The 21,146-nt window shown below is 44.4% G+C and carries 9 protein-coding genes and 1 pseudogene; all 10 read right to left on the reverse strand.

Annotated features, from left to right (window positions below):
* Positions 1 to 86: 86 nt before the first annotated feature.
* The 10 genes and pseudogenes from rpsA to OCV77_RS03380 all read right to left on the reverse strand — a co-directional run bounded on the left by rpsA (position 87) and on the right by OCV77_RS03380 (position 21,144).
* Positions 87 to 1,223 carry a 30S ribosomal protein S1 gene (gene rpsA, locus OCV77_RS03335; protein ID WP_118796825.1) on the reverse strand — a complete coding sequence of 379 codons (1,137 nt, stop codon included), beginning with the start codon at positions 1,221 to 1,223 and terminating at the stop codon, positions 87 to 89.
* A complete protein-coding gene (gene ispH, locus OCV77_RS03340) occupies positions 1,204 to 2,052 on the reverse strand; it encodes a 4-hydroxy-3-methylbut-2-enyl diphosphate reductase (protein ID WP_118796824.1) in 849 nt (282 codons plus the stop codon). Before ispH ends, rpsA begins: the two co-directional genes overlap by 20 nt.
* Before the next feature lie 13 nt (positions 2,053 to 2,065).
* Positions 2,066 to 2,725: a (d)CMP kinase gene (gene cmk, locus OCV77_RS16605; protein WP_262573364.1), complete on the reverse strand. Its 660-nt coding sequence runs from the start codon at positions 2,723 to 2,725 to the stop codon at positions 2,066 to 2,068.
* Between the two features lie 180 nt (positions 2,726 to 2,905).
* Positions 2,906 to 3,406, reverse strand: a pseudogene (locus tag OCV77_RS16610) (4'-phosphopantetheinyl transferase family protein); the annotation flags it as partial.
* Between the two features lie 36 nt (positions 3,407 to 3,442).
* Positions 3,443 to 3,742 (reverse strand): STAS domain-containing protein, encoded by a 300-nt coding sequence (locus tag OCV77_RS03355; RefSeq protein ID WP_118796823.1) that lies wholly within the window; start codon positions 3,740 to 3,742, stop codon positions 3,443 to 3,445.
* A gap of 24 nt (positions 3,743 to 3,766) precedes the next feature.
* Complete coding sequence (locus tag OCV77_RS03360) at positions 3,767 to 12,751, reverse strand: non-ribosomal peptide synthetase (RefSeq protein ID WP_262573324.1); 8,985 nt, start codon at positions 12,749 to 12,751, stop codon at positions 3,767 to 3,769.
* Positions 12,752 to 12,763: 12 nt separating this feature from the next.
* Entirely contained in the window at positions 12,764 to 14,512 is a 1,749-nt protein-coding gene (locus OCV77_RS03365; protein WP_262573326.1) for an MATE family efflux transporter, read from the reverse strand.
* A 146-nt stretch (positions 14,513 to 14,658) separates the two neighbouring features.
* Positions 14,659 to 15,978: a TIGR02679 family protein gene (locus tag OCV77_RS03370; protein WP_262573327.1), complete on the reverse strand. Its 1,320-nt coding sequence runs from the start codon at positions 15,976 to 15,978 to the stop codon at positions 14,659 to 14,661.
* A complete protein-coding gene (locus tag OCV77_RS03375) occupies positions 15,968 to 20,011 on the reverse strand; it encodes a TIGR02680 family protein (protein ID WP_262573328.1) in 4,044 nt (1,347 codons plus the stop codon). The genes OCV77_RS03370 and OCV77_RS03375 overlap by 11 nt, the downstream gene beginning before the upstream one ends.
* Positions 20,008 to 21,144 (reverse strand): TIGR02678 family protein, encoded by a 1,137-nt coding sequence (locus OCV77_RS03380; protein WP_262573330.1) that lies wholly within the window; start codon positions 21,142 to 21,144, stop codon positions 20,008 to 20,010. Before OCV77_RS03380 ends, OCV77_RS03375 begins: the two co-directional genes overlap by 4 nt.
* Positions 21,145 to 21,146: the final 2 nt, after the last annotated feature.

The following is a 21,146-nucleotide window of genomic DNA, read 5'->3' on the forward strand; positions in this document are numbered from 1 at the left end:
TCTTGAAAAAATTCCATTCAATAATAACAGGAAGTACGTTTCCACGTACTTCCTGCATGCCATTCTTTATTATACCTGTCCGGCAATTAATTCTCTTCGTTTGCAATTACTGCATCAATATCTACAGAAACAACGTCTTCATCTTCCTTTTCTGCTTCCTTAGCCGGTTCCGGTGCAAGTAATGCCTTAACGCTTAAGCTGATCTTCTTATCTGCCTCATTGAAATCAACAACCTTAGCAGTAACCTCGTCACCAACCTTTAAAACATCAGAAGGTTTTTCAATGTGCTCCTTGGAAATCTGTGATACATGAAGCAGTGCATCCACACCGGGTTCAAGCTCTACAAATGCACCAAAATCTGTCATTCTGGCAACCCTGCCTGTTACAACATTGCCTACTGCATATTTCTCTGCTGCATCCTTCCAGGGATTTGCATCTTCAAACTTAAGGCTCAGTGCAATCTTGGTACCATTGATATCTTTGATAAATACCTTAACCTTATCACCAACCTTGAATACCTTCTTCGGGTTCTCTACTCGACCCCAGCTCATCTCAGAAATATGAAGCAGTCCATCTGCACCACCGATATCAATAAATGCACCAAAGTCAGTTACATTCTTAACAACGCCTTCAACCACATCTCCTACATGAATGCTCTCAAGAAGCTGCTGCTGCTTCTCTGCCTTCTCAGCAGTAAGGAGCTGTCTGCGGTCACCGATATATCTTCTTCTCTTAGGATTGTACTCGCTGATCACGAACTGGATCTCCTGTCCGGCATACTTTGAAAGATCCTTCTCGTAAGTATCAGATACAAGACTTGCCGGAATAAATATTCTTACTTCATCAACAATAACGCTTAATCCGCCTTCCAGTACCTGAGATACCTTTGCAGTAAGGACTTCTTTATTGTTGAACGCTTCTTCGATACGCTTATTTCCTCTGTCAGCTGCCAGTCTCTTATAGGTTAAGAGAACCTGTCCTTCGCCATCGTTTACCTTCAGGACTTTAACCTCCATGGTATCTCCAGGCTTAACTACAGTAGTCAGATCTACATTGGGTTCATTGGTATATTCATTTCTTGTCAATATACCATCTGACTTGTAGCCGATATTAAGGATGATCTCTTCGGGCTTAACATCGATGACTGTACCTTCAACTACCTCTCCTGTATGTATTGTTTTTAATGATTCTTCCAACATTTGTTCAAAAGTTAATTCTGACATAATTTTGAACCTCCTCGATTATATTGTTGGGGGTGGAAGCCCCCGCAGTAATACCCACCAGAGCAGCAGTTTCAGGCAATTCCAAATGCAAATCATCCAGTGTCTGTATAAGATAGGTAGACTTGCATCTCTCCCTGCAGATCTCATAGAGCTTTCTGGTATTGGAGCTGTGCTTCCCACCTATTACTATCATCGCATCGACCTTGTCCGCAATTTCACGTGCCTCAGTTTGTCGTTCTTCCGTTGCATTACAGATAGTATTAACAATGGTAATATTGTAACCTTTTTTTTGAAAAATTTCAACTAATTCTTTAAATTTGTTGTAGTTAAATGTCGTTTGGGATACAAGGCACAGTTTCTCACCCGGTAAACAGGTGAATTTTTCTGCCTCCTCTGCTGATTCTATAACAGCTGCAGGCGTATGTGACCATCCCATGATCCCCTCTACCTCCGGGTGTCCCGGATTTCCGATAATGATGATCCTCCTGCCCTCTCCGCTTTCTTTTTCAACGATCCTGTGGATCCTTTTTACAAAGGGACATGTAGCATCCACACAGGTCAATCCCTTTTTTTCTATCATTTCACAGATTTCTCTCGGTACTCCGTGGGACCGGATCACTACAGTTCCTTTATCAAGCTTTCTCAGATCCTCTTCTCCCTCCAGTACAGTAACACCCTTACTTTCAAGATCCTTCACCACTTCTTCATTATGGATAATAGGACCATAAGTATAAATCCTGTTTTCTGTTCCTGTCTGTTCATATACTGTTTCCACAGCCCGTTTTACACCGAAGCAGAAGCCGGCACTCTTCGCTAAAATAACTTCCATCTGCTTTCCTTCCTTATGCTTCTGTCAGGGAAAGGATCTTTTCTACCACTTCATCAATACTCATATCCGAAGAATCTACAAGGACTGCATCCTCTGCCTGCTTTAACGGTGCGATCTCTCTTGTCATATCCTGCTCATCCCTTTTTACGATATCCGCTTCTATCTTCTGAATATCACAGCTTTCCCCTTTGGCAGTCAGTTCGTCAAATCTGCGCTTTGCGCGGACTGCTGCGCTGGCTGTCAGATATACCTTTACATCTGCCTGAGGAAGGACACAGGTTCCGATATCCCTGCCATCCATAACAACACTGTTCTTTTCTGCCAGTTCCTTCTGAAGCTGGGTCAGTCTCTCCCTCACCTTTTTATTTTTACTGGTAACAGAAGCCATATTTCCCACTTCTTCTGTCCTGAGCACAGGATTCACATTTTCACCATTTAGCAGAACAACCTGCTCCCCATCCTGATACCGGATCGTAATATGTGCACCGGTACATTTCTCAGAAATCTCTTCTTCATCGGAGGGATCCACCTTCTCCTTAAGCAGATAATACGCCATGGCACGATACATGGCACCTGTATCTACATATATAAAATTCTTCTCTCTGGCCACTCTTCTGGCTATGGTACTTTTACCGGCACCTGCCGGTCCATCTATGGCAATCTGATAACTCATCTTATGATTCCTTTCTGTTTTTACAGCCGCCTGGTTTTCCACTGCGCTCATTATATCATAAAACTCCAGCTGTTTTAAATCAAAATCTGTTTCGTTACTGACCGAAAAGCTGTATCCATCAAATTCCATAGTCCCGAAAAAGCACCGCTTCTCCGGTGTTTTTCCAAGTACAAAGCCAGTTTCTGTCCGGATAATTTCAAAAGAGTCAAGAGAAAGGCTCATTCCCTTTCCTGTCATTTTCATATAGCTTTCCTTCAGCGTCCAAAGTGTAAAAAAGGCCTTATCCGGATCACACGCAGATTTTATGTACCGTTCTTCTCCCTCATTAAAATACTGTTCTGCGATCTTAAGCGGTGCATTCACAATTTTTTCAATATCACATCCGACCTCACAGTCTGATGACACACCAACAACATAATCTCCTGCATGGGATACATTGAAAAAAAGATTGTCTGCAACAGGTTTTCCATTTTCGGAGTACTTCAGACAGCTTTCAGAAAGTCCGTTTTCATCCAGAATTTTATTTATAATAATACCTGCTCCAACGCTTCTCTTCCGGTCATCCGGCATGCGATACCGGATGACCTTTTTCCTCCGCTCTGTACCTACCAGCTCAAGAAGCCTTTTGTTCTCCAGTGGATCATCAAGCATATTAATATTTATTCTGTATAATTTCATCATTTTACTTTTTTGAAGATTCCAGGCTGAGAGTGTTTTTTATTTCTCAATCTGGATCTTCTGGTCAAATCCGGTGAGTCTGAAGACATCAAGCACTTCATCAGAAACATGGATGATCTTAAAGCCATCTTTGCCTGCCATTTTTTTGTATGCAGAGATCACCTGTCGTAATCCTGCAGAAGAAATATATTCCAGCTTTGCAAAATCAAACACAAGACTTGTTACACTGTCATCAAGATGGGACAGTTCCTCCTCCAGCTTTGGCGCTGTCTGTGTATCCAGCCAGCCACTGATCTCCATGGTTACCTTGTTTCCCTCAGTTCTGCTTGTAATTTCCATTCTTATTCTCTCCTTTTTCAGTTATCAGTCAAAAAATGCAAGTCTGTCAAGTGCTCCGATCGCATTTTCCAGATATCGGTCATCTGTAACAGGCCATTTATATTCCAGCCGGTAAAGCGCCTGTGCTGTAAACCGGTTGCTGTATTCCATCGTATAAATCTCGTTCTCATTGTGTGAGGTATAGGCGATCAGTCCGGAAACGGCATCAGAATCATTGCCGTTCTTTGCAAATTCCTTAACTGCTTCCTCAAATTCCTCATCCTTAACAATATCCAGTTTAAAGCCATATTTACGCATTGCATAGATCAGATCCGCCATATAGATATGGTGGCTGTTGCAGGCATGGAATACAGTGAATCTTCTGTCTGTCTGTACCAGCTTCAGAACAGCAAGTGCAGTCGAGTCAATCGGAGAAAGCTCTGCAATTTCATGCATGCTGCCCATCGGGAATTTGCCAACCGCCTTATAGCCTCTGAGGCTCCGCAGGAATCCGTTTGTAATAAAGTTAATCTGGAATTCACCATCAGAGTTTCTGCTCATCAGATTACCCACACGGATGATCTTTGCGTCAAGTCCGCCGGAAACAGCTTCCAGTACCGCTCTTTCTGCCAGGAACTTGGTACGGATATATTCATTGGTAATACTCTGTCCGATATACAGGTCGTTTTCACAGAAGACTCTGTCCTTTGGCGGAATCCCCTCTGAGCCTTCCCCTGCAACGGATACTGTGGAAATCTGGATCAGTCTGCGTCCATTATTCTTACAGAAATCAATCAGATTTTCGACACCATGTACATTGATCTTTTCCAGCACATCCCCGGCCGCAAAGTGCTTTACACAGGCAGCACAGTTAATAAGCGTCTGGAATTTATAGGCTGCAAAGCTTTCCACCTGCTCCTTTGAAGTAATATCACCGTCCACACAGACAATACGATCTTTGAACAGCTCCTCACATGGATTATCGAAATAATACATCAGCATGTGCATCATCCGTTTTTCCATGGACTCATAGGCACCCTTACGCACCAGACAGTAAACCTTACCATCATAATTGTCAAGGTATGCCTTCAGGATATGGATTCCAAGGAAGCCGGTCGCTCCTGTGATCATAATATCTCCCAGCTTTTCCCTGGTGATCCTGTCCACATTTTCTTCCACGTTTCCACTGATAACACTCTGGATCTTATTATAATTGTAGCCAGCAAACTCATTATTGCTCTGTGCACTCTGATCGGATACCTGATCATCTACGATCGCTGCCAGTTCACGGACTGTAGGGTATTTAAATACATCCGCATATACAATGGAAATATTCTTGGAAAGGCACATCACGGCAACCTTGGATGCGGTCAGTGAGGAACCTCCCAGTTCAAAGAAGTTATCCTCGATTCCCACCTTTTCAATTCCCAGTGCTTTTTCAAAGATCTCGCAGAGCACTTTCTGAACCGCAGTAACCGGCTCTACATAGCTTGTGCTGTCTACGGTTACTTCCGGCATCGGGAGTGCCTTCTTGTCGATCTTACCACCCGGTGTCACAGGCATTTCATCAATATGGACGAAGAAGGACGGCATCATATAATCAGGGATCAGGGGCTCTAAGAAGGTCTTCAGTTCTTCATCCGGGATGTTTTCTCCTGTGTAATAAGCAGTGATATACTTGTTTCCACCCTTCTCAACCACGGTAACAGCAGCATTTTTCACCAGTTCATGCTTCAGGACAGCGCCTTCGATCTCACCAAGCTCCACACGGTAGCCCCTGATCTTAACCTGGGAATCAATTCTGCCAATATACTCGATATTTCCATCACCCTTCATTCTTACCATGTCGCCGGTTCTGTAAAGACGTCTGTCATCTTCACATACAGAATACGGATTCTCCACAAATACTGATGCGGTCTTCTCCGGAAGGTTATGATATCCTCTTGCGATCTGGCGTCCTGCATGACAGAGCTCGCCGGATGCGCCTACCGGAAGTCTCTTTAAGTCTTCACTGACAATGTAGCTGCGTACATTCCTCTGGGATTTTCCGATTGGTATGTTGTCATACTGTTTATCAACCCAGAACTCTGTGGAAGATACGGTATCCTCTGTGGGACCGTAGCCATTGATCATCTGGTAAGTACGGTTTCTGTAATGCTTGAATTTCTCACCGCCAAGGGTAACAAATTTAAGATGCGGGGCATCCTCAAGCAGTTCTGCTACCAGTTCGCCCATCTGAGTCGGGAACGTAACACTGGTCAGCTTCTGATCCTGTATACATTTTGTAACTGCAACGGCATCCTTGCGGATATCCTCCGGGAAGATATACAGTAATGCCCCTGCGGTAAGCGGAGCAAACAGGTCGATTACCGATGCATCAAAGCAGAAGCTTGCAAATTCAGCCACAATATCATCCGGCGTTGTTTTTCTGGTCAGTCTGACATATTCGATCAGGTTCATCAGATTCCTGTGCTCCAGCATAACACCCTTAGGCTTTCCGGTAGAACCTGATGTATAAATCATGTAAGCAAGATTCTCAGGCTTCGGCGCTGTAAGCTCTGCAGAAAGTGTAAAGTCTTTTGCTTCTTCTGCGACATCATCAAGACTGATCACATTTCCTTCATAGAAGCTGACCAGATCCCGATACTGATTCATTACAAGCAGGTTCTCTGCTCCTGAATCCTTCAGCATGTACTCAATTCTGCTCTGCGGATACTCCGGATCCAGCGGTACATAGGCTCCGCCAGCCTTCATGACACCCACATAGGCAACTGCATATTCTTTGGTTCTTCCACACAAAATGCCTGCCGCTTTTTCTCTGCCAAATCCATTTTCAGTAAGCTTCTGTGCAACGTAATCGGACATTCTGTCCAGTTCACGGTAAGTAATTTCGCCAGAGCCATCTCTTACTGCCGGTCTGTCCGGATATTTTGCTGCTGCCTCCCGGAACAGATCCACAAAGGTCTTGCCTGTATGCTCCGGATCATCCTCCATCTCTGTCTCTTCCTCAAACATCAGCCTGATGTCTTCCGGCTCCTGTTCCTTCATGATTCCACCTGCAGCAAGTTCCAGGTTGTCTGCAAGATATTTGATGGTTTCTTCGTAGTACATGTCACCACGATATTCAATTTCAAAGACAAACTTATTCCTTTCGATGGAAATGCTGATGGAAACCGGTGCCTTCGCCGCATTTAAGCTGACCGGCTCCTCCTGTGCGTATTCACCGCCGATCGTATCAAACGCAAAATTATCTCCCTGATAGATCACCATGGCATCCGCCTTGATGTTGAACTCATGGCTGATCTGTGAGAATGGATAAATATCGTTGTTCATGGAATCGATCAGCTGCTGCTGTACAGCAAGCAGTCCATCCTTTAAGCTTCCTGAAAAATCACTGTAAACAGGAAGTGTCTTTACCAGCATACCAACTGTTTCAGAAAGTCTGGAATCATTTCTTCCATGATAAATGGTAGTAAATACCGCATCCCTTCTGAAATTATATTTACCAAGTGTAAGGCCAAACACAGAAATGAAGAACACATTTTCTGTGATTCCATGCTTCTTGCAGAAATCCTTTACCTGCTGCACAGAAATCTCCGTAACCTCTCTGTGATAAGTCGCCGCAGTCGGAACTGCTCCGTTCTTATCCGGATAGAAGCTTATACTTCCACCCTTATTTTCAAATACCGATTTATAGTAGTTCTCTGCATTTTTATAGGTATCACTCTTCAAGGCATCGCGGTTATCCAGTGCAAGATCATAGGAGGTATATTTTTCTGCCTCCAGCTTTTCTCCGCTGTAAGCCCGGTTGATATCATTCAGGATAATACCAAGGGACGTACCGTCTGCGATAATATGATGAATATCAAGGAACAGATAATTTCCGTCACAGGTTCTGTAAATTTCAAACCGGAAAAGCTGATCATTAAACAGCATATACGGACGGACCAGCGTTTCCCTGTTCATTCCATTGATGATCTGTGTCTTGCAGCTTAAGCTGTCATCACGCTTCTGCAGGACATCCCCGTTTTCGTCCATAAAGAGACGGGTCTTCAGATAAGGATGTGCCTCTATCGTACTGTCAATGGCCTCTGCAAGCTTCTCAAGGTCTACCTTTTTATCCAGCTTCAGAAGGTAAGGAATATTATAAATGGTAGAGCCCATATTGGCTGTACATTCAATAAAGATTCCCTCCTGTGTATTGGTAAGCGGATAATTTTCCTGTATTTCTCTCTTTGTTTCTTTTCCTGCAGTCTGGACAAAGCCCTCCAACATCTCAATCGTCGGATGATCCTTGATGTCCGATGTCTTGATGACAATATCAAACGCTTTGGAGATCAGGATATTCAGCTTGATTGCACTGATGGAAGTCAGTCCTGCCTCATAAATATCTGTGGTAATACCAAATTCCTGATAGCCAAGGACATCTGCGATACAGTCAAATAATTTCTGCTGGATCTCATTCTTCGGTGCTATGATCTCTTCTATTTTTCTCTCAGGTACAGGAAGTGCCTTTTTATTTACTTTCTGGTTCTGGTTCAGCGGGATCTTATCGATCTGCATGGTAACTGCAGGCACCATATAGGCAGGCTTGGTTTCCTTAATGAAATCATTTAATCCATTAATATCCACCTTACTGTCGGATACCACATAGGCTGCAATATATTTTCCGCCATTCGGATCATCAAATGCAACAACTGTCGCATCCTTGATACCAGGATATCTTCTGATGACCTCTTCCACTTCGGAAAGTTCAATTCTGAAGCCTCTGATCTTGACCTGGGAATCCTTTCTGCCGATGATCTGGATATTTCCATCCGGAAGGTATCTTGCCACATCTCCGGAATGATACAGAACCTCATAGCCTTCGGTATCATCATAAATATTCTTTGTATAAACCTCAGCCGTTTTCTCCGGCTTGTTAAGATATCCTCTGGAAACCTGGAAGCCTGAGATCATCAGTTCTCCGCAGGCACCATAGGGCAGCATATGACCTGCCTTGTCCGTAATATAAAGCTTGACATTGTCCAGTGCCTTGCCGATTGGTATGTTAGGGTAGTATTTATCCACTTCAAATGCTGTTACAAGAACAGTCGTTTCTGTAGGCCCGTAAACATTGACAAATCTGTAACCCTTGGGCGGCTCACAGGGAACCAGCTTCTCTCCACCAACGGAAAGATAACGGAGACTCTTACAATCCATTTCCAGTGCGAACTGTCTTCCGACCTGTGTCGTCATAAAGGAATGGGTAATGCCATTTTCTTCAAAGTATTTCTGCAGTCCAATGAAATCCAGACGAATCTCCTCCGGAATAATATGTAACTGCGCACCATTTGTAAGTGCACCGTAAATATCCATCATGGAAGCATCAAAGCCGAAGGACGCATAGGCAGCTATCTTACAATCAGGATCAATACTGTAATATTTCCCGTACCAGTGGCAGAATGCGGTAATATTTCCATATTCCAGCATACATCCCTTCGGTACACCGGTCGAGCCTGAGGTATAGAGTAAGATAAACAGGTCATGAAGCTGCGGCTTTTTCAGTTCTGCATCCACATCTTCAAGCTGCATGATTTCATCCGTATATAAAACAGGTCCCTGATAACCATCTACCAGATGCAGAAGCTCTCTGTCTGCGATCAGCAGTTTGGCAGCAGAATCCTCCAGCATATACATCAGTCTGTCCTTCGGATAAGACGGATCGAGCGGCTGATAGGCTGCACCGGCTTTGATAACGCCCATAGGCGCAATGGCCATATACTCACAGCGGGGAATCAGAATAGACACGACATCTTCTGCTCCAATTCCAAGAGAAGCAATATATTTTCCAAGCCTGTCACTGATCTCATCCAGTTCTTTATAAGTGAACTTCTTGTCCTTAAATACAACAGCCGTATGCTCCGGTATAGTCTGTACCATTTCCGCAAATCTGTCGGAAATAGTTTTCGCCCTGTCATATTCACAGGCAGTATCATTAAATTCTGCAATCTTTTTAACTGCATTCTCTGAAATAATGGAAACCTCTGAAACGTACTTGTTTTTCAGTACAGAGTCCATAGCTGCTTCATAGGCGTCCAGCATACCGTCTACAAAAGCATCACTGTACATGTCACTGCGGAATTCCGCTGTAAGCACATATTCATTATTGTACTCTCTTACCTGGATGAGCAGCGGCATTTTCGCCATATCAAGGGAAAGATCATGTCCCCTTGCAACGGTATCACCAATCGGGTAATCGTCACTTAATTCTGCCTGATAAGCAAAGGTAAGATCAGAATTGAATCCATATTTTGCACAGATATCAGAAAACGGGAAAATATCATTTGCCATGGAGGACAGGAGCTGCCCGGAAAGCTCTGTCATGTAGGCCTGGATCGTCGTCTTCTGTTCAAACCTGCAATAAACCGGAAGCGTCTTAACCAGCATGCAGACTGTATTTTCCAGTCTGGAATCATTTCTTCCGTTATAAATCGTGGAAAAGAGACTGTCGTCTGCATTGGAATATCTGGACATCAGAATACCAAATACACCAGTGAATAAAATATTCGGTGTCACTCCAAACTTCTCGCAGCAGGAAAGGATCTGGTCTTCTGCAACGGCAAGCTTTCTCTCCAGATATCCCTTTTCAGGGTTCTTTCCGGTTACATCCGGAAGCGGAAGGGATTCGGTTTCCACCTCTCCGAACACACTGTCATAATACTTCTCTGCTTTCTTATATTTTCCTTCCTGCATCTGCTGCTCTTCATCAAGGGCAGCATCAAATCCGGTATATGTCTCCTTTTCCAGCTTTTCTCCTACATAAGCACGGTTGATATCCTCAAAAATGATATCATAGGAATTTCCGTCTGCAATAATATGATGGAAATCGGTAAAGAGATATTTCCTGTCTTCGGTAACATAAATCTGCGCACGGAATAAACGTCCCTTTTCCAGCTTAAACGGACGCACCAGTTCCTTCTTCAGCTCTTCAAACTGTTCATTCGTTGTCTCAATAACTTCCGGTACGAAGTTCTCCTCACCAGGACGCTGAACCATCTCTCCCTTATCGTTTAAGAATACCTCGGTAAGCAGATAGGAATGTGCTTTTACCATCTGTTCTACGGCTCTGGACAGCTTCTGTACATCCACGGAGCTTTCCAGTTCAAACAGGAACGGGATGTTATATACGGTGCTTTCTGGGTTCTTGCTGCACTCTGCAAAAATACCCTTCTGGGAACCGGTAAGTGGATATACTTCCCGCTTTTCATAGGTTCTGATCTTGGGTGCAAGCATGACATAGTTTTCCAGTTTTTCAACGGTATTGTTTTCATGGATATCGCTTGTTTTTACCGTAATGCCAAACTCATCGGAGATCAGAACGCAGAGCTTCATAGCACTGATGGAAGACAATCCTGCTTTATAAAAGCTTGTATCAATTCCAAAGAAATCATTTTCCACTACACTGGAAACGATCTCAAAAATCTTCTTCTGCATCGGTGTTTCCGGCTCTTTCAAGTTCTTTGGCTGTGAAACAGGCTTTGGCAGCGCACTTTTATCAATCTTGCCATTTGCTGTTACCGGCATCTTTTCCATCTGCACGAAAACATCCGGTACCATATAATGCGCCAGTGATTCTGATGCATATGTAGAAAGCTCATCGGCATCAATCTTACGGTCTGCCATAAAATAACAGCAGAGATATTTATTATCGACTGGTACCGTAATACTGGTAATAATTCCCTCAAAGCTGTTAATGACCTCTTCAATCTCACCAAGCTCAATCCGTAATCCTCGAAGCTTGATCTGGTTATCAATCCTTCCAAAGAATTCAATTTCACCTTCCGGAGTAATTCTTGCAAGATCTCCGGTTTTATATGCTCTTTCACCATTCAGCGTAATGAAAACGGCTGCTGTTTTATCAGGCAGATTGACATACCCCCTGCCTACTCCAAGACCGGCAACTACCAACTCGCCGGTTTCTCCGTCCGGAAGGATCTTATTATCCTTATCAACCACATATACCTGAACATTACCGTTTGGCTCACCAATCGTAATATTTTTGCTGTCAGTGATCACCTTCATCGTACAGCTGATCGTTGTTTCTGTAGGACCATAGCCATTCATAATATATGCATCCGGATTTACTGCACGTATTTTATCATAAAGAGCCGGTGGAAAGGCTTCTGCTCCCACGTCGAATACCCTGATCTGGGAAGCAGCTTCCTTAAGCTGTGGCAGATCGATCATGTTGGACAGATAGGTCGGTGTCGTTGTCATGATATCAACCTTATTTTCTACGATCAGATCACCAAGCATGACCGGATTCAGGATCTCTTCATCACTTGCGATCACTGCAGTCAGTCCGTTTGTCAGCGGAATAAACTCTTCCAGTACAGAAACATCAAATGTCATCGCTGCCATAGAAAGTGATACACTTCCCCTGCTCACATACCCGTAGGTTTCTGCATTTTTCGGATTAGGGTTTACGAAATTAGCAAGATTCAGATGCTCGATCATAACCCCCTTAGGCTTTCCGGTAGACCCGGATGTATAAATACAATAACAAAGATCATGTTCGCCAATCTCTGTATCCGGATTTGCTGTATTCGGATTTGCCAGCAGTTCTTCAAGCAGAACCACGATGCAGGGAAGCTTTTCAAACAGCTCCTTACGTTCCTCTGCGATTTCCTTTGTTGTGATCACAAAGGGCACTCCGGCATCCTCAAAGATAAACTGGATCCTGTCATCCGGATAATCCGGGGAGGCTACTGCAAACGCACCTCCGGACTTCAGAATTCCCTGTCGTACTGCATAAAAATCGCAGCAGCGCTCCAGTACTACCCCAACGATCGTCTCTCGTTGAACCCCTTTTTCAATGAGAGAATGGGCGATTTTATTTGCTCTTTCATTCAGCTGGGCATAGGTAAAGCGTTCTTTACTGGATGCGACCGCACATTTGTCCGGGTGCAGACGTACCTGTTCCTCGAACAGCTTCGTTACAGGCTGAAACACAAATTCAAAACCGGATTTCTCGTTAATAGAAGACATTTCTTCCCCTCCTTAAAATGATATTATAGTATTATTCATATCAATCGTGCGTATATAGTCCATAGATCTGGAAATCTTTTTCACAAGCTCTATTCCGTGGATATCAAATTCATCACTGTCATGGCTGTATTCCAATGGATTAAAGTTAACTCCGTTATCCCTGATCCTCAGTCTGCACAGATCATCCTCCAGACAGAGATTGATATCGATCCAGTTGGAGGTTTTCCCACCAAATTTGATGATATTTACGGTCATCTCCTCGGCACATACCGCTGCCAGATTGGCTTTATTTCCAGATACTCCATTTTCCTTGCAGAACTCCATGATCTTTACAGGAACAGCCTGTGCCTCCTCCATAGTGCTTTTAATGGAAAAATCCAGATTGGTTCCGGGATTTTGGTCAGGAACAATATAAAAGCTGGAGTTCTTGTGTTTGATCTTTCTGAAGATCCATGCTGCGATCACCGTAATGAGCTCTGTGGCAACAAATCCTATGGCAATTCCATCAATACCGATCCCGTCAATCTGCTTCCAGATCAGAATTCCGGCAAAGGTCGCAGGCAGAACCACAACCGCATTTTCAAGGAAGGTAACGAAGCTTGCTATGGCTGTTTCCTCTATCGTTTCATAATAGCTCACAATAAATTTATTCCAGAGATACGGCATTACACAGATGGCAAAAATACGAAGTGCATCCACCATCTGTTTGCCAAGCTCTCCGCCGCCGCTTCCAAACAGGATCGTAATCTGTTCTGTAAATGCCATGATAACTGCGAATATCACTGCCAGGACGATGTAACTGTATTTCAGCATTTTATTACACAGAACCCTGATCCCCACATAATCCTTTTCGCCAAATAGGATCCCGGCTACATTGGGGATCACACCAATGATTCCACCTGTCAGCATTTCAACGATCAGCAGTACGTTATCGCAGACGGTAAATACCGCCATGCCCTCTTCTCCGATCTGATTGATAATGATCGTATTAAGACCAAGTGCCTTGATAAAATTCGTTGCCATGAAAACAAGCATAGGCACACCCGTAATAACGGCTTCCCTAAGAACCCCAAAGTCCTTTGCCTTCAGCCTGACAAAACGTATATTCCTTTTATCGGAACGGATATAAAGCAGGAAAACAAACATTGCCAGCAGAAAGCCAAGCACTGTAGATAACGACGCACCTGTAATCCCAAGTGGCGTGAATCGAAGGAAAATATAATCAAGAATAAGGTTAATGACATTGGCAATGATAAGATAGGCAGATGCAAGCTCAGGATGATTCTCAACACCCAGATAATTGACCATCATAAGGCCAATTCCGATCACCGGTGCACCGAGCATGCTGACACGGATATAATCTCCTGTATAGTCTGCCAAAGCACCGCCGCCAGGTACCAGGAGCCTTGCAATCGGTCCTGCCAGCGGAAACGCACAGACAGAAAAAACAAGTCCCACCAGAAGCGTCACCAGAAATGTAACAGAAAACAGCTTCGATGCACTTTCTTTATCACGCTTACCAAGCATATTGCCCACTGCTATGGAACCACCAATACCAAGGCAGTATCCGGTAAGCTGCACAATGGTTTCAACCGGAAGGCTCATCGTAACTGCAGACATTGCTTCCACACCGATCAGATTACTTACAAAGATCGTGTCCACTATGTTCCCGAGCTGAAGTGCCAGTGACATCATAATGCCCGGAACAATATACTTGTTTAGCTTCGCATTTAACAGTCTGTTATTTCTCTCACTTGTCATTTCGTTCCCCTTTTTGAAATACTGTCAGATGATATTTGATTTTCCCCTATTAATTTACAATTTATCATAAAAATGTGTCTATTACAAGCAGAGATGTGACTATGATCCAATTTCAGAAATACAGTAAATTCCAGCACTCTTTACCTTCATTGCTTCCGGCTTGGCCTTTCAAGCTCCATATCTTCCAGCAGATCTTTTAATATATTCTCCTGATACCCTGCCCTTTTCTTCTTTCTTACCTCTTTTGCTGTCTTACGAAGAACAGGATTCTCAACAGTTTCCAGCTTTTTTATGGATACATTTCCAATTTCTTCCTCCGAAAGGCTTTTCACGTAATCCTCCTCTGACATTCTCCACACATGAATCCGGTCTCCATACTTTTTCCAAAGTCTGTCGGCGATCCGGATCCCATCCGGATCAGTATCGCCGCTATAGTAGATTTCCGCTCCGCTATCCAGCAAAAAGGGTATCAGTTTCACGGCAGCACTCCGCAGCTGGCCGGAGGTACATAGTAACGTTACCTTCTTTTGTTCCAGATGCTTTAGCAGATAGCTGAACACCATCTCATTTTCTACAATATAAACCTTGTCCCCTGTCGGCTGTACCGCTGTCAGCTCCTGCAGATTTTCCATGGTTACAGCACAGGGCTCCTGCCTCCTGCAAAAGGCATCGTATGCCGGGTGCCATTCGCCGCGAACCTGTAGTCGCAATCCATAAATATGCACGATAGAAGAGATATTATCCGGCACAATTCCGCCAGACAGCAGTAATTCTCTCCATTGATGGGCATTTTCCGGATAATCTGTCTGCGCAGCATAGCACATTCCATGGACTAATAATTGCCCCGCAGTAGTTCCCTGATCAAAGTAATGAGGATTGCCGGATATTTCTGCGGAAAATACCGCCAGCGGATATTCCTCCTCCGTCTCTCGAATATCTTCCAGCAAAAGAAGTGCCTTTCCCACGGTTTTCAGTAGTTTTTCTGTCTTTTCTCTGTCTCTTCCATATTCTCTGATTACTGTCTGATAGCCATACTTTTTTTGAAAAAACATTTCCCGAAGCCAGGAAACACCAGCTGAATCCGGATCTGCACACTCTGTCAGACAGTTCTTCACATTTTCAAAAAATTCTGTCTTTTCCCGCTCTGCCTCTCTCTGTTTTTCCTGCGTGGTTATCATTTTTCTGCCAAAATATACTTCCAGTACTTCTTCAAAATTTACAGGAGCAAATTTTGTGCATTGCAGTCCTTTTTCAAATTCTATAAAAGAAAAACGCACGGTATCTTCATAAAATGTCTTGCCCAGTATTCCGCCTATAGCTCTCCGCTCTTCTTCGAAGGTATTTTTCAGTGTAATGATTCCTGTTACTCTTCCGTAAGAATTCCATTTCTTTTCAAATTCCGAAAAGCACCTTTGGTACGCCGGATTTTCTTTAAAATATGCCGCACATGCTTCATTATTGTTCATCCAAAATCCTCTCATGTCCGTTCCATGTATACCGGATTACCGATACCACCTGAGAGTTCTCCGGTCGATGCAGCTCTGCGATCCTGAGACCCTTTACCGTTTCAAAGCATCCCCACAGTGCCTGGGAATTCATGATATAATCGAAATCCAGCTTATGAACCAGTTCAAACATACTTTTGATATTCTTGTCATCAACACCGGCAAATGCCTCATCCAGTGCAATAATCCTGGGATGGTCTTTATTCTCTGCCTTTTTGTACTGCGCATTTACCGCTCCGAACAGCGGTACATACATAGCCATTGCTTTTTCGCCTCCGCTGAACCTGTTAAACGCAGCATTGGTCAGTGGCTTTTTTGTCTCTTCTCCACGCCGGAAAAACATCTGGAATTCAAACCATTTCCGGTAGTCCAAAGCATCTCTTACCAGCTCCATGTAATTGATAATCGTTCCCGTCTCTTCCAGCTTTGTCTTTTCTGCACGTATCTTGCTGCGGAAATGACCTGCTACTTTCTCAATATCATCCAGGGTAAGCAGTTCCCGGTCGCGTAGAAGGATCTGCTCCAGATCCGCTGTATCCAGTTCTTTGTCATTGTCGGCTTTGCAGGGTCTCCATTCCAGTGAAAAACGAAGTCCCATAGAGGTATCGATTTCCTGCATGAGCTTAGACATATCCTTCGCCCACTTTCTGCTCTCTGCTATGCGGTCCGTAAGCTGCTGGCTGATCGTCTGGGATAGGATATCTTCGAAAAGCTCCCTGTCCTTTTTCTGTATCAGCAGTTCTGTCTCTTCGATTGCAGCCTTCAGAATATTGTAAAACTCTTCCAGATATACCTTTTTTCCATTCCAGGTAGAGAGAATCCGTACCCGCTTACGTACAGCATCTATGTTCCCCGTATCACCAAAGCACTCTTCCATGGCTGTTCCATAGCTTGCAAGACTTCCGTTATGCTTCAGATATACAGTATGTAATGCCTGAAGCAGTTCCCCGGGTTCCCTGTTTCTATCACTTTCCCGCAATATTTTCACCGCTTCTCTGGCACATTCATAGACTGTCCGTCCTTCCCGGTTCAGGATCAGTTTCAGATCAAGTTCTTCTTCAAAATAATTTCTGAGTGTGGTTTCTTCTATAATGAACCGTTGCAGCTTTTCTTTTTGTTGCGGGAGGTCTTTTTGTAATGTCTCTAATCTCTCTTTCAAGGTTGCCCCCAGAAGCTTCAGATTCTCCAGTTCCCCGTTGATCTGATCCAGTTCCTCCTTCAAACGTTTCAGCCGATTTGCCTTTTCCTGCAGCTCCGGACTCATCAAATACTCTTCCAGCTGGCGGATCTGGATCTCACAGGCTTTTGCACGGGTACTGTAAGTCCTTTTTTCCGTATAGGCTTCCTCCAGATCCTCCTGATATTGCTCTATCCGTTCTTTTCTGTCCCGGCAGTTGATCTGTTCCGTCTGTATATGCAGCAATTCCTGCCTTGTGCTCTGCCATATCCTTCCATATTCTTCTACGGCATTGCAGGCTTCCTCATACGCCTCTGCCGTTCTGCCATAGGGCAGCATTTTACAAAGCTTCAATACCTCCTGATATTGCCGGTTCTTCTGTTCGGAAAGTCTATGCTCCTGATCCTTCTGTTTCAGATATTCATTCTCCAGCACCTCCAGAATACGTTCCAGTTCTCTTTTCTCTGACAATGCGGTCTGAATCTCCGAAAAATCAGGAATCTCCCGGTATTCCACCTGTAATCTTTCCATGCGTTCCTGTAATTGCGCGATTTCGGAATTCAAGCCTTCTATGATCCTGCCGGTACTTTCTACCTGTTCCTGCAATTCCCGGATTTTCTGTTCTTTTCTACGTTTTCTCGCCAGGTATCCCACATATTCAGCAGCCTGCTTATCTGCTTTACCAGCTAAGATTCCCTGCCGGAAGCTGCCGTCCGCGCCGAAACAGATTCCCTGTGTCTTTCCTTCCTCTTCATAAATATTGCTGAGGATTTCCTGCACCTGGGTTCTTAATTCCTGTGGCAGATCATCACTTACTGTCAATTTGGAGAATTGGCTGCTGCCCGATCCGTCTGTCTGCAAAACAGCATCCAGAAATTCCGGATGCTCTGCTTTTATTTTGGCGAAATCCTCTCTCGTAACAACCAAAGCATCGAGTATTCCGGACATCTGTAATTGTGCCTCCAGTCTCGCACAGACTGTTTCCTCCAGATCCTTTGCAAATTCTACCGTTCTGTAAAACGGAACGGCTGTGATCCCCGCCTGTGCCAGGGATGCTCTGGATTTTTCGACTGCCTCATCCCGTTCCGGCTCCAGTTCCTGCTGCTCCTGAATCTTCTTAAGCTTTCCGCAGATCTCTTTCAGGTCTCCTTCCTTGATCTCCCGCTGATACTGCTTCTCATTTTTTTCGTCCACAAGCAGCTGCCGCTGCCTTTCATAATCTGCCTGGAAATCCCGCTGTATTTCCATACCATCCGCTACGGTCTCGTATTGTCTTGCTTTTTGCTCTGCCCGCAGCAGAATTTCTCGTTCCGGATGCCATTCTGTGGATAACTCCGCTCTGTGAAAGACCTCTGTGATCCATGCATCAATTCTGTCAGACACCTGTTCTTCTGCCATTTCCAGATGCTGTTCTTCCTCTGCTTTTTTCTTCTTTGTCTCTTCCAGACGACTGGCAGCTTCCTCGTACTGTCCTAAAATCAGTTCATACTGTCTGAGCGCTGTTCTTCCTGCTGTCAGTTGATTTTTCCATATCTGCAGCCACTCTGCAATCTCATCTTTTTCTTTATATTCTTCCAGACTGATTTTCTCTTTTGCCTTCTCATGATGTTCCCATTGCAGGATCTCCTGCTGTTCTTCCAGTTCTTCCCGTTTTTCCTTCAAGGTATCCCGGCGGAGTTCCAGCTGCTCCTCCAGCTTTTTCAGAGTCGTCTCCTCTTCCCGGATCCGTTCTCTTCCATCTTCGATCTTTTTCTCCCAGCGAAGTTCTCCTTCTACAGCCTCCTTGTGCTCTGTCTTTAGTTTTCCAAGCTTCCGGTCTGCATCCTCGAGTTCCGGATCAAGGAGCGCGCTGCGCTCCGTTTCTTTCAGCTTTTTCTCCGCTGCAAGTCTCTCCGTATCCTGTGCCGCCCTGCTCTGTTCTTCCTGTGCCTCACTCTGCCGCTGTTCCTGCTCTGCCAGTACTGCCTGTTCTTTCTCCACTTCCTGCTTCTTATTCAGGTAACCCACAGCCTTTTTCGCCAGCATATACTGATTGTAACGGGTATACTCATTGCGGATGATCTTCACATCATCAAAGGCACGATTGAGCATCTCCAGGCTGTCCTGGATCTCATCCATCTTTTCCATGGCATCTACCATAGGGCGCAGATCCTCGTCCGTCAAGGTCTGCAGGGAATCATTCAGAATGTCATACACTTTGGTGGGTTTAAACTCCTTGGAAAGCTTGGGAGCACGCACCTTCACAAGCAGTTTGATAAACTGCTCATACTGCTCCTCCTTACGGAAACCGAAAATATACTGGTTGACATGCTTCTTGTATTCCGACGGACTGTCTGTAAAAAAATTATCTTCGCCCAGTTCCGCTTTCATCTCCCGCTTATCCCTGGGAATTTTGTTTGATCCCACTTCCTTATACAGCCACAGATCATATCCTACCCTGCGTCCGTCCAGAATCACAAAGCCCCAGAAATCCATTGGTTTCCCACGCTTTGCTTTTTGTCCGATTCCAATGGTGCGATACTCTCCGGAATCCTCTTTCCAAAGTTCCAGGAAAAGATAGCCGGTAGACTCCTCCTTACCCTCTTCTCCCAGAAAATAATATTCCATCCGGCGATCACTGGATCCAAAAGGATCCAGACGGCTGGGTGTACGGTCGCCATCCAGTACAAACGGAATAAAGCTCTGTGTTGTAATGGATTTTCCAGAACCGTTCTGCCCACGCAGAAGCAATTTTCCATCCTCAAATTCAAAGTCCTCTTCATCATATAACCAGAAATTCACAAAACCGATCCGGTTCATTTTCCAGCGTTCGTTCATTCTTCTCCGTCTCCCTTGTAATCAGAAGGATACTGTCCTGCCAGCCTGCCCACAGCGGGCAGCACGATGATCCACTCCTCCTCACAGCGCACCATCATCCAGTCTGTCATATATTTTAAAACAGTTTCCACAAGCCTGTCTTCGTCCATTTCACAGTATTCCTTGCTCCATGCATTCTTCCACTTGTTTCTGCAGTTTATGATAATCCCGGAAAGCGCCTGTATTGTCATGACAATACTTTCATCTTCCTGTAATTTCAAATTTTCCTCTGCCAGCTGCCTCTGTATCTCTGAACAAACGATCAGGACACTTTCCGAGATCTGGGCATCCCGGGGATGTACGGTTCCGTAACAGTCATCTGCATCCAGTGTAAGAAAGGCTGCATTGCGGTAAATATCCAGATTACCACCCATATTTTCCCGCAAATATCTGCCAACCCACTGCCTCTGATTTTTCAGATATAAGGCATCGGCATCTTCAGCACTGTCCCAATAAAGTGCCGGGCAGACCGCCAACTGTCTGTATACCCGGTTAATACGCCGGGCTCCTCTGTTCTCCTGGACTTCTTCAAAATCGGTTTTTTCAAAATCTCTAAAGGATTCATAGCCGGAAATATCTGTTGTAAAGCTGCTGGTAAAATATTTCGAATATCCTGTATTTTCATACAGTACTTCCTGCCCTGCTTCCTGACTGAAGGATTCACTTTTCCCTTCATATACCCGGATCATCTGCAGCCGTTCCATATACTGCAATACCCGCACCAGTGATTTCCTCTGTGTAAAAGAAGTCCAATCCACCGGCATGTAATTTTTCAGCTGCGTCTCCACATAGTCAATCAATTCCGACAGCAGGAATTGTCGACCCTCCTCGGCATCCTCTAGATACATCAGTACCACACATAGTATGCAGTAATCCCGAATGTCCGTAAACTCGCTGATTCCCATAAATGCTTCTGCATGTGCCGGCTTCTTTTCCAGTTTTAACAGCTTCTCTGTATGTATCAGCTTCCATCCCAGTTGTTCTCTGATAAATCGTTGAAAGTTCGGAATGTCTCTCTTTACTTTATAGAAAGTCTCTTTGTCACTGTCCCGGCAGATCCAGAATCTCTCCATTAAGGTTCTGATTTCATTCATAT

The organism is Suilimivivens aceti, assembly GCF_025567405.1.
GTDB lineage: Bacteria > Bacillota > Clostridia > Lachnospirales > Lachnospiraceae > Suilimivivens > Suilimivivens aceti.

What these genes read in the sequence shown, in the direction of transcription:
- OCV77_RS03365 (WP_262573326.1), bottom strand. Translation starts at nt 14,512, where the DNA reads ATGACAAGTGAGAGAAATAACAGACTGTTAAATGCGAAGCTAAACAAG.
- OCV77_RS03375 (WP_262573328.1), bottom strand. Translation starts at nt 20,011, where the DNA reads ATGAACGAACGCTGGAAAATGAACCGGATCGGTTTTGTGAATTTCTGG.
- rpsA (WP_118796825.1), bottom strand. Translation starts at nt 1,223, where the DNA reads ATGTCAGAATTAACTTTTGAACAAATGTTGGAAGAATCATTAAAAACA.
- ispH (WP_118796824.1), bottom strand. Translation starts at nt 2,052, where the DNA reads ATGGAAGTTATTTTAGCGAAGAGTGCCGGCTTCTGCTTCGGTGTAAAA.
- OCV77_RS03355 (WP_118796823.1), bottom strand. Translation starts at nt 3,742, where the DNA reads ATGGAAATTACAAGCAGAACTGAGGGAAACAAGGTAACCATGGAGATC.
- OCV77_RS03360 (WP_262573324.1), bottom strand. Translation starts at nt 12,751, where the DNA reads ATGTCTTCTATTAACGAGAAATCCGGTTTTGAATTTGTGTTTCAGCCT.
- cmk (WP_262573364.1), bottom strand. Translation starts at nt 2,725, where the DNA reads ATGAGTTATCAGATTGCCATAGATGGACCGGCAGGTGCCGGTAAAAGT.
- OCV77_RS03380 (WP_262573330.1), bottom strand. Translation starts at nt 21,144, where the DNA reads ATGAATGAAATCAGAACCTTAATGGAGAGATTCTGGATCTGCCGGGAC.
- OCV77_RS03370 (WP_262573327.1), bottom strand. Translation starts at nt 15,978, where the DNA reads ATGAACAATAATGAAGCATGTGCGGCATATTTTAAAGAAAATCCGGCG.